Raw genomic sequence first — 11,039 nt, forward strand, 5'->3', positions numbered from 1 at the left:
ACGCTGACGCGTCTACGTTTCCATCTCCTAGTTTTTGCTAAGATAAATAGTCACATAACTTAACATCTACTCAGCATGACCACAATCAAGACTGCTTTTCCAGCACATCAAAAAGAAGTCACACGATTGTTTTCTCACCTGAAAGTTGATGGCAACCAGGTGACTCATCAACCCGGTAGTGTGTTAGGAAGTACAGCCTTAATTGCAGGCACAACCGTTGGCGCAGGGATTTTAGCATTACCTGCCGTCACATTGCCTTCTGGTGTCATACCTTCCACAGTTTTACTAATTGCTGTGTGGTTATATGCCTTAATTTCAGGTCTGTTGATTGCCGAAGTAAGTATTAACACCATGCGTTTAGCAGGTCGTCCGAGCATAGGCTTGTTAGCAATGGTTGAAAACACATTAGGTCAAGCAGGAGCAAGAATCTTTGGTGGTGCATATTTATTTCTGCACTATGCTTTACTAGTAGCTTATATCACCCAAGGTGGAGATATTCTAGTCTCTGCGGTTTCCCATGTGTGGGGTATGCAAAACATCCTACCTAGCTGGGTGGGGACTGTGGCTTTTACGCTGCTATTTGGCGGCATTATGTATGTAGGACGAGAAAAGTTGATAGAAAAATTGAATAACGCTTTTGTAGGAATTGTCCTTGCTTCTTTTCTCGGACTATTGTTTTTAGGAATCACCCAAGTTAAAACTGTACATTTCTTGTTTCAAGACTGGAATGCTTTAGGAACTGCCATCCCAGTCATGTTAGTAGCATTGTTTTATCATAACGTTGTGCCTGTTGTCGTCACCCAGCTAGAAGGAGATAGCCGCAAAATTCGTCAGTCCATCACTATTGGTTCTGCAATACCTTTAATCATGTTCTTGGCTTGGAATGCGGTGATTTTGGGTAGCGTCAGTCCAGATATATTGAAAGCTGGTAGTCAAGCTGTTTTCGATCCCCTGCAAGTGCTGCGGGCTGGTGGCGGTGGACAATGGTTAGGAGTATTAGTATCTATTTTTTCAGAGTTTGCGATCGCCACATCTTTTATCGGCTTTGTGTATGGCTTGCTAGATTTATTTAAAGATATTTCCCCAAATACACAAACTCAAACAGCTAATCGCTTACCTTTATATTCATTGATTTTATTACCGCCGATGAGTTTGGGTGCAATCAACCCCAATATTTTCCTTACTGCCTTAGATTTTGCTGGTACTTTCAGCATCTCCATCTTGGGCGGAATTATCCCAGCATTAGCAACCTGGAAACAACGTCAACAACTGCAACACACAAATAGGCTTGTTCCTGGCGGTAAGCTAACACTAATTATTATGATTGGCGTAGCATTAGGCCTGATTTTGAAACAGATTATTTTCTTATGGATACTGCGCGCCTAGTCAAAATTAGTAAATACTTAAGCAAACATTTGCGCCACCAACCAGAACACATTGGAATTACACTGGCTGCTGGTGGTTGGGTAAAAGTTGATGAACTTTTAGCAGCTTGTACTCAACATCAGTTCCCTATCACCCGTGAAGAATTAGCCCAAGTAGTTGCCACCAATGAGAAAAAACGCTTTTCGTTTGACTCTACAGGGGCTTTAATTCGTGCCAACCAAGGACATAGTGTAGAAGTTGATTTACAATTGCAACCTGCTGTCCCACCAGATGTTTTATATCATGGTACAGGACACAAATCAGTCGAGTCTATTTTACAAACAGGACTATGCAAAATGTCTCGTCATCACGTGCATTTGTCACGAGATATTGCTACAGCCGAAACTGTAGGCGCACGACATGGTAAACCTGTAGTGTTTGCTGTGGATGCAACCGCTATGCATCAAGCAGGGTATACTTTCTACTGTTCAGATAATGGCGTTTGGTTAGTAGATGCCGTACCACCTGAATATCTGCATAGACTTTGAAAGATGATTGATACTAAAAATTTATTATTTGGTTAGGTTCATTGCGGATTCATTCACCTCTGCCTAAATCGCAGCAAGAAATCGCAGGCGAAATTACACTATTATGGCTAAATCCCGCGAGATACTTCTCTAAAACCTGAAATTGCGGAATATTCAAACTGTAGTAAATCCATCTCCCTTCTTGGCGGGAGTTAACTAAACTCGCTTCTTTCAGAGTTTTGAGGTGAAACGAAAGTTTTGATTGACTTACCTTTAAAGCATCACACAAATCACACACACAAAGTTCTCGCTGTCGCAGCAGTTCTATCACATGAATCCGCAGAGGATCGGAAAGTGCGTGAAAAGCGGCTGCAATTAAATGTGGAATGGTCGAAGTAGAAGCTTGCATGAAGGTTGGTGTTGCTTAAAATACGCCATTTCTATTGTGAACTATAGATTTGTGGTAGGGAACAGGTAACAGGTAATAGGTGACAGGTTACAGAGTGAAAAGTTTTTGAGAATCTAAGTTTTATTAGCTACCGATGTCCTAACTATCTTAACGATTGTTATGGTACAGCATTGCAGAGTAAAACTTTGACATCAGCAATGCCGTAACACAGAATTTGTGATTTGCCAACCTAAACCAAGGCTTCTGATTGATAGCGGATACCAGCTTGTTTAAAGCGATTTAAAGCTTCACCCAAGCGATCGCAATCTGCAATCAAACTTAGCCGCACATAGCCTTCACCAGCAACCCCAAAGGCATTACCTGGGGTGACAACTACGCCTGTTTGTTGTAAGACATTCAAGGCAAAATCAGTGGAACCGATGCCTACAGGACATTTCACCCACAAATACATCGTGGCTTTAGTTTTAGGAATATCCCAACCCAACTGTCCTAAGCCTTGAATGAGAAAATCGCGGCGGGTACGATAACGTTGTTGGACTTCATGCAAATATACATCTGGCAATTGCAAAGCGGTTTCAGCAGCTGTTTGTAAAGCCGCAAAAATGCCATAATCCAAGTTAGTTTTGAGTGTCCGTAAACCTTGGATAACTTGATTATTCCCTACCACAAAACCCACACGCCAACCAGCCATGTTATAGGTTTTTGATAAGGTGTGAAATTCTACGCCAATTTCTTTCGCGCCAGGAATTTCTAACAAACTGGTAGGTTGATAACCATCAAAAGCCAACTCTGCGTAACACAAATCATGCACCAGCAGAATTTCATATTTCCGGGCAAAGGCGACAATTTCTTCAAAAAATTCTCGCGGAGCAGTGGCAGCTGTGGGATTACTGGGATAGTTAAAATAGAGAATTTTGGCTTTTTGGGCAACTTCTTCAGGAATCGCCGCTAAATCAATCAACCAGTCATTCTCTGGTTTGAGAATCAAGCTGTGGATTTGCGCCCCAGCAATTACAGGCCCGCGAAAATGAGCAGGATACGCTGGAGAAGGAACTAAAACTACATCCCCAGGGTTAATGTAAGCCATTGCCAAATGGCCTAATCCTTCTTTAGAACCGAGTAGCGGTAGGGCTTCGCTATCAGGATCAAGCACCACTCCATAGCGGCGATTATACCAATCGGTGATGGCACGGCGAAAACTAGCAGTGCCTTCAAATGGCGGATAACCGTGATTGGCTGGATTTTGCAAAGCTGCGATCGCAGCTTCTACCACTGGTTGTGGTGTCGGGCCATCCGGGTTGCCCATACCCAAATCAATTAAATCCAAACCTTGTTCCCGCGCTTTAGCCTTAAGCTCATCTAGACGGGCAAATACATAAGGAGGTAGTTTTTGTATGCGTTCTGCTGGGGCGATCCAATTAGATGTCATTGATGTACCACTTCTTGATACAGTTGATTTGTGAGTAAAATTTCTCCAATCCACCACAGCTGCCAACTGTGGATAAATTTGGTCAAAGAACTAGGAAACCAAATATGAAATTGCCCAAAATTCCAGTTTTGGATATGGGCAATGTAACTAGAAAACACTAAAAGATCAGGATTCATACTGCAAAGTTGAAGTAGTTTATTCCTCTATCTCATCAATTGCCTTAGCAGAAACTCGGTTGTTGGATTCTCTGCTATCTGTAGGCGCAGTTGTTGACACCATAGCTGCCATCAACTGTTCTAATGCCACCTTAAAAGGTAGCCGATGAATATCTGAATTAGGGGCTAAGGCAATTTCCGCAGCTGTTTTTAGCTGACTTAATGTAACGTTGCCAAGTCCCAAATCATCTAATTTTTGTGGTAAACCAATCTCTGCGTAGAACTTCAACAACTGTTGCCGAGAAGTAGTTGCTAATTGATTGCCTTGAATCATTTCTTCTAAACGCAGTTGTACCAAAATGCCAAATGCGACTTTTTCGCCGTGGATACTGCTATGTCCGGCGATGTGAGTTAAACCGTTGTGTACAGCATGGGCAGCTACAGTCCGGCACTGCGCCCCACCCAGTCCGCCAATAACTCCTGCGAGTAAAACTGTGGCATCAACAACTTCTTGCCAAACTTCACTACCTGGTTTTTGCAAAGCGACGGTTGACTTTTGGAATAAAATATCACGCAAAACTCTTGCTTGTTGCACTGCGGCAATAATCAAAGTTTGCTCTAAGTGTCCACTGCTAACAGAGGCTTCGTACCACTTAGCGATCGCATCACCAATTCCTGCTACCAATGTATGTTGTGGTGCAGTTTGAATTAAATCATAGTCGAGAATCAATAAATCAGGACAGCGAGACAACGCCACATCATATAAAAATGCTCCTTCCTCAGAGTACACATTAGAAAGGGCAGTCCAAGCTGCACAGGTAGCCGCCGAGGTGGGAACTGTCACCACTGGTAATTGCAACTGATGGGCGACTAATTTAGCTGTATCCAAGGCTTTCCCACCGCCAACACCAATGATGACATCGGCTTTATGTTCTTTAGCTGCCTTTCTTAAAGATTTCAGGCTACTTTCCGAACAATCTGCACCATAAGAAGCTTGGGCAGTGTGCAATTGTTGCTGTTCTAGAATTGGTTGTAAACTTTTTTGGGTCAGAGCCAGCGTGCGATCGCCTGCAATAATTAAAGGACGACTACCCAAACGGGCAATCTCTGCTGGTGCTGCTTGCAACACCCCTACACCACGAATTACCTTGGCAGGTGCGATCGCTAGTGCTAGTAATGAACTAGATGTTTGAGTAGATAATGTAGTAGTAGATTGATCCGGCATATAAGCTAGTTAGGCAAAACCTTGATTTTTCTTGATCCTAGTAAATTTAGCTATAGCGCAGAAAGCTAAGAAGATGAAGACTGCATAGCAACACAGTATAAAATTTCATACTTCATACTTTCTTACTTGTTTGTGTTGACGACGAGGCGTGACTTGAATGTTGCCCATTAGTCTAAAATTATGAAATATCAAAGTTTTGAATAACTGTATAAGTAATTCACGATATCATTCACTGACACGCAGTAAACGCCTCGACAATTACTAATTGAGAAATGGTCTTAGGGCAAATAATCAGTTTCCCTGTCACCATCAGCTATGACTAGTGCTTACTCAGCATTTTTTCACAAGTTTAATTAGTAAATCATATCTTAATCTAAAAATAATCCTTATTGTATATTGAAATACAAAAAAATGGATGTGATTCTGAAGTCCTTCAGGTAGCAATGGGAAACAGGCCATAGTTCAAGCTGTTTTTCTGTTTAACACTGAAAAAATATGCACTTATATTTAAAACGAGAGGGCTTGCACCTTCTCGTTTCAACACTTCATTATCCAAATCCCCATAACAGTCAAGGGATTTACCTACTTCCTAAACATGGGGCAGGCAATAGGGAAGAGGCAATAAGCAATAGATTTGTTTGCTACTGATTGAGGATTGCTATATTCTCTTCTAGATTAAGCAGTTGGTTTGGGCAGTTGAGCAAATTTATCTGCATAAATTTCAATTGCCATCTCTGCATCTTCGCGTGTGTCTAGCGTGCGTTTAATTTGGCCAAGGTAAAGTGGTACAGTTACCCCAGGTTCGGGATGTATAAGGGTACGCGCACGAATTGTCAAATAGTTGTCTCCGCGTTGGCCTAAGCGACCATAAGAGTACAGATTACTAGCTGCTTGCCGCAGAGTAGCTTCTAGTGCTGTGGGTGAAATTTTTGGAGAAATGGCAATTACTGCCTGTGTAGAACCATTATCATAAACCAGCGTAAATTTTTCTGCTCCTGGAATTACCGTGCGACTCAATGGTACTAACGAGAGAGCGAATAAACCGCCTGTTAGCACCAGCATAAAGCCAGTTGTACCTACCAGCCGAAAGCGGATGCCCCATTTTAAAATAAAAGCCAGCACTGCTAAAGCCGCAAATACTAATGTGGCTATACCCGACCATTGGGTGTATTGAAGAAAGTCAGCTGTTGAGAACATACAAATTGGCTAATTAGGTGTCTTCGTGTTCTTTACAAACACACCCATTTTACCGAAATGGTTAGTGTTCGTTTTAACTAATTTGTCATTAATATTTCTTGGTGGGTTTGCTGATGTTACTCTAACTGAGAAATAAAAAACGATTAATTCCGATGATTCCTATTAGCGATCGCATCCAAATTACTAGCAAGCCAATTATCAATTATTGGCTAATTGGTATTAATATTGCTATATTTTTCTGGGAACTGCAATTAGAACTGAGTGGAGCATTAGGAAGTTTTGTTAATAATTGGGGTATCATTCCAGCCCAGATAACAGCAGCGATACATAATGCAATTTTTATCAATTCTGCCGCTTGGGTAGTTTTGGCTTGGCGATCGCTTTCACTAATTTCAGCACTATTTATCCATGCTAGTTTTAGTCAGATATTAGGTAACTTAATTTTTTTATGGGTTTTTGGCAAAACTGTCGAAAACTTTCTGGGGCATAGACGCTATTTGGGATTATATTTATCTGCTGGGATTTTGACTGGGATCATCCAAGTGATAGCTGAACCAACTTTGACAGTGCCGTTAGTTGGGGCTAATAGTGCGATCGCCGCAATTTTAGGAGCATACTATATAAAGTTTCCTCAAGCAAAAGTCTACAGTGTTTTGCCATTATTATTAATATATATTCCTACAGAAATCCCTGTGATTTTTTATCTATTTTGGTGGTTTACTCAACAGGTATTTTACGGCATTGGCAGTTTAAATATACCACCATCTCGTGCAAATTCACCTAGCCTAGCTTACGGGTTGCAAATCGTTGCTGGCGTAATTGGTGCAGCTTACATAAAAATCCAGAAATGAAGTTCCAACTTCTGCTAAAAGAAATAGGTCAATTATAGACTGAACAATTTAACATATATCTTGCGGCAGAATACTTTATATATAAAGTGAGAGATCGTAGGTTATAAGAAAAAAATCCATATTTACTCAAACTGTGGAGTATCTGCCGTTTCTAGGATGATTTTTTATTGCTAATGGTTTTCAAGATGCTAGACCAGGATAAACATGAATTAGCAGCTTTACGGCAGCGTGTTGCAGAGTTAGAAGAATTAGAAATTCAGTATCAGTACAGACAGTTAGAACTAGAGGCGCAACTGACTGAACTCAAAGCACAAGGGCAAACAGCACACAAAAATCCTCATAGTCAGGCAGATATGGCATTTACACTGCAACAACTCCAACAAGAAAAAGCGGAACGGCAGCAAATTGAACTTGCCCTTCAAGACAGCGAACAATTGCTGAAACTTGCAATAGACGCTGCGTGGATGGGTTTTTGGGACTTGGATGTTGCCACCAATAAATTAATCTGGTCTGAAAGTCAGGAACTGCTGTTCGGCTTAACTCCAGGTAGCTTTAGTGGAACTTATGAAGCTTTTCTATCCCGTATACATCCTGATGATAGAGAAAGTGTGAGAGAAAGGATTGCATCTGCTTTGGCAGACAAGATTGACTACAAAGATGAATTTCGAGTGATTTGGCCTAACCAAAGCCTGCATTGGATCTCGGCTCGCGGAAAATTTTACTATAACCAGCAGGGGCAGGCGCAACGAATGTTAGGCGTATGCATGGATATTAGCGATCAAAAGCAGACAGAAGAAAACACCCGTCAACTCACAACCCAAGTTCAAGAACAAGCAAATCTCTTAAATACTATTTTGGCTGCATCCGTAGATCATATTTATATTTTTGACCGCGCAGGTCGTCATAAGTATGTAAGTCATGGTGGTGCTGCTATTTTGGGCTTAAAATCCCAGGATCTCCTGGGTAAAGCACTGCAAGAACTAGATTTGCCCGGAGACTTTACCGCACAGGTACAGATGCAACAAAAAACGGTGATTGCAACTGGCGAACCCATCAAGGATGAATGTAAATTAGTCACAGTAGATGGCATCCGTTATTACGAATATATTGTCACGCCATTACGCGATCACAACCAAAGCATCGAGGGTGTAATTATAGTCTCTCGTGATATATCGGAACACAAAAAGGTAGAACAATCATTACGCGAAAGTGAAGCCAGATTCCGACAATTGTCTGAGTCTAACTTAATCGGTGTAGCTTTTTGGAATATGGAGGGTTATATCACTGATGCTAATGATGCTTACTTAAACTTAGCGGGTTATACACGTGAAGAGTTTGCTGCTTTAGGTAAAATTGATTGGCGAAAATGCACTCCAAAAGAGTATTTGCATTTAGACGAATGCGCGCTTGCAGAAGTTCAAGCAACTGGAGTTTCGCAGATCTATGAGAAAGAGTATATCCACCGCAACGGTAAGCGAGTACCAGTTGTTTTAGGGATAGCTTTATTAAATGATTCTCAAGATAACGGGGTAGCTTTTGTTCTAGATATTAGCGATCGCAAGCGGGCTGAACAAGAACGCGATCGCCTCCTCGAAAAAGAACGCTTGGCCCGTAGAGAAGCAGAAGTTGCTAACCGCATCAAAGATGAATTTTTAGCAGTTCTCTCTCATGAACTGCGAACTCCACTCAACCCGATTTTGGGTTGGGCGAAATTGCTGCGTAATCGCAAATTTGATGAAAAAACAACCAAACAAGCATTAGAAACAATTGAACGTAACGCCAAACTACAAACCCAATTAATTGAAGATTTACTAGATGTCTCCCGAATTCTGCAAGGCAAACTAAGCTTAAATGTCTGTCCTGTTAGCTTAAATATGGTAGTTGAGGCAGCATTAGATACAGTACGCTTGGCAGCCGAAGCCAAGTCAATTCAGATTTATACCCTCTTTGACCACAGTATCGGGCAAGTCATGGGCGATCCTAATCGCTTGCAACAAGTAGTTTGGAATCTGTTGTCGAATGCAGTTAAATTTACGCCAGCAGCAGGCCAAGTAGAAATTCAAGTTCAAGAAGTTGATGGCCAAGCGCAAATTAGAGTCAGCGATACAGGCAAAGGAATTACACCAGAATTTTTGCCCTACGTATTTGATTATTTTCGTCAGGCTGATGGCACAACAACCCGCAAATTTGGCGGCTTAGGTTTAGGGCTGGCGATTGTGCGTCAAGTCGTAGAAATGCATGGCGGAACAGTCAAGGCAGAAAGTCCAGGCGAAGGATTGGGTGTAACTTTCATTGTCAGAATACCGTTATTGGTAACTAATCAACAGGTCAAACGTGATCAGCAAGAATTACCCCCTGATGTTTCTGAAACTCCAGATCTTTCTGGTGTGAAAATTTTAGTGGTAGATGATGAACCGGATATCCGTGACTTAGTGACCTTCATTTTGCAAGATTATGGTGTGGATGTCACCGCAGTCACATCAGCAGGGGAAGCTTTAGAAGAAATATCGCAGTCGCTACCGGATATTTTGATTAGTGATATTGGGATGCCAGAAGTAGACGGTTATATGCTGATACGTCAGTTACGCCAGCAGCCGCCAGAACAAGGAGGAAATATACCGGCGATCGCCCTAACAGCTTATGCTGGAGAAATGAACCAGCAGCAAGCACTAGCATCTGGTTTCCAGATGCACGTATCAAAACCAGTAGATCCAGATGTTTTGGTGGATGCGATCGTCAGCTTAATTAAGCACTAATACTGCAAATAGGTATATCTGAATTATTTAAGAATATTTTACTTGTATCCAATACGATAACAAGATATACTCACGAATTGCTTGTTTACAATCAAAAACAGGCAAAATTGCCCATTTTTAAATTTAGTAATAAAAACTTTCCATTTATTTGCCTTTTTACTAAAATTCCTTCAGATTTACAGTCTCTTGTTTCAAAAAATCATAGAGCATCATCTTTGCGTTGATGCTTGCATGACTCTGCATGGGTTTGAACTACTCAGTCATAATAAGTATCCAAATATACTTGTTAAAGCTAATAATTACAAATGTTTGGAATTACTAGAAATATTGGGAAGCTTTGATTATGATCAGACACATACTTGCGTGTTTGCTTTGCGCTACTTCTATGAGTAGCACTTCGTTCCTTTCTTTAGAAGCAGCATTTGCTCAAGAGAAGATTCCACAAACTTCATTAACAAAAGTTCCAGAACCAACAACCAAACAGCTAAACCTGTATGGTGGTAATATCATACCACCAACTACAAAGGTGCTAGGTTATTCACTAAATGATGTAGCTAAAGCGATCGCTTACTTCACTGCAAGTGGAAACAATTTAGCTTTTTTACCTCAAACACCCTTCCAAATCCTTTATATTCAAGATTTCACTAACAACACAGGCACTTTTACTGTACGTCCTGGCACAATCTTATTCGTTCCCCTCGGTGCTAGCGATAACTCACCTCCTGTGGTTGGTAATTATCCTAATAATTCACAAGCAGCAGCTAATTACGTTTTTGGTTCCCAACAGCTAGGAGCAACTTTTGAAATTGTAGTTGATGGTGTAAAAACCACTATTGATGACCCTCGTTACATCGGCGGGCCAGTGTTGACTCCAGGGCTACCGAATGGTGGCTCTAATTTTCTCCAAGTTGGTGTTTTTCTGACTCCTTTATCTCCGGGTGAGCATACTATTTCAGGTAAATTTTCTGCAAACGGTCAAGCCGTTATTAACATTCTTGGACAGCCGTTGTCAGTTCCGTTTACTTATAGAACCCATTTGACATCTTATGAGGTTTTGAATTAAGGTACTCCTCAGCATCTAAAATCCAATGCTAATGGCGTATTCCAGCGACTTCACTGATGCAG

10 protein-coding genes are annotated in these 11,039 nt (G+C 41.3%); 5 read left to right on the forward strand and 5 right to left on the reverse strand.

Features of this window, described 5'->3' with window-relative positions:
- Nucleotides 1-75: 75 nt before the first annotated feature.
- Together H6G76_RS25720 and H6G76_RS25725 are read left to right on the forward strand one after the other, a co-directional pair.
- A complete protein-coding gene (locus H6G76_RS25720; RefSeq protein WP_190707462.1) occupies nt 76-1,386 on the forward strand; it encodes an amino acid permease in 1,311 nt (436 codons plus the stop codon).
- A complete protein-coding gene (locus tag H6G76_RS25725; protein ID WP_190707465.1) occupies nt 1,368-1,913 on the forward strand; it encodes an RNA 2'-phosphotransferase in 546 nt (181 codons plus the stop codon). The genes H6G76_RS25720 and H6G76_RS25725 overlap by 19 nt, the downstream gene beginning before the upstream one ends.
- 49 nt (nt 1,914-1,962) lie before the next feature.
- On the opposite strand, the gene H6G76_RS25730 is transcribed toward H6G76_RS25725, so the two are convergent.
- The 5 genes from H6G76_RS25730 to H6G76_RS25750 all read right to left on the reverse strand — a co-directional run bounded on the left by H6G76_RS25730 (nt 1,963) and on the right by H6G76_RS25750 (nt 6,307).
- Nucleotides 1,963-2,301 carry a helix-turn-helix transcriptional regulator gene (locus H6G76_RS25730; protein ID WP_190707468.1) on the reverse strand — a complete coding sequence of 113 codons (339 nt, stop codon included), beginning with the start codon at nt 2,299-2,301 and terminating at the stop codon, nt 1,963-1,965.
- 229 nt (nt 2,302-2,530) lie between these two features.
- The gene (locus H6G76_RS25735) at nt 2,531-3,730 is read right to left on the reverse strand and encodes an aspartate aminotransferase (protein WP_190707471.1); all 1,200 of its coding nucleotides are present in this window, start codon (nt 3,728-3,730) and stop codon (nt 2,531-2,533) included.
- A complete protein-coding gene (locus tag H6G76_RS25740; RefSeq protein ID WP_190707474.1) occupies nt 3,727-3,906 on the reverse strand; it encodes a hypothetical protein in 180 nt (59 codons plus the stop codon). Before H6G76_RS25740 ends, H6G76_RS25735 begins: the two co-directional genes overlap by 4 nt.
- Before the next feature lie 19 nt (nt 3,907-3,925).
- The gene (locus H6G76_RS25745) at nt 3,926-5,110 is read right to left on the reverse strand and encodes an iron-containing alcohol dehydrogenase family protein (protein WP_190707477.1); all 1,185 of its coding nucleotides are present in this window, start codon (nt 5,108-5,110) and stop codon (nt 3,926-3,928) included.
- A gap of 675 nt (nt 5,111-5,785) precedes the next feature.
- Complete coding sequence (locus H6G76_RS25750) at nt 5,786-6,307, reverse strand: Ycf51 family protein (RefSeq protein ID WP_190707479.1); 522 nt, start codon at nt 6,305-6,307, stop codon at nt 5,786-5,788.
- A gap of 152 nt (nt 6,308-6,459) precedes the next feature.
- Here H6G76_RS25750 and H6G76_RS25755 point away from each other — a divergent pair, with 152 nt between their 5' ends.
- From H6G76_RS25755 to H6G76_RS25765, 3 genes are all read left to right on the forward strand, one after another.
- Nucleotides 6,460-7,158: a rhomboid family intramembrane serine protease gene (locus tag H6G76_RS25755; RefSeq protein ID WP_190707481.1), complete on the forward strand. Its 699-nt coding sequence runs from the start codon at nt 6,460-6,462 to the stop codon at nt 7,156-7,158.
- Nucleotides 7,159-7,343: 185 nt separating this feature from the next.
- The gene (locus tag H6G76_RS25760) at nt 7,344-9,914 is read left to right on the forward strand and encodes a PAS domain S-box protein (RefSeq protein WP_190707483.1); all 2,571 of its coding nucleotides are present in this window, start codon (nt 7,344-7,346) and stop codon (nt 9,912-9,914) included.
- A gap of 385 nt (nt 9,915-10,299) precedes the next feature.
- Nucleotides 10,300-10,977, forward strand: coding sequence for a hypothetical protein (locus tag H6G76_RS25765; RefSeq protein WP_190707486.1), 678 nt, complete (start codon nt 10,300-10,302; stop codon nt 10,975-10,977).
- Nucleotides 10,978-11,039: the final 62 nt, after the last annotated feature.

Origin of the sequence: Nostoc sp. FACHB-152 (assembly GCF_014697475.1) — a bacterium.
Lineage (GTDB): Bacteria > Cyanobacteriota > Cyanobacteriia > Cyanobacteriales > Nostocaceae > Nostoc_B.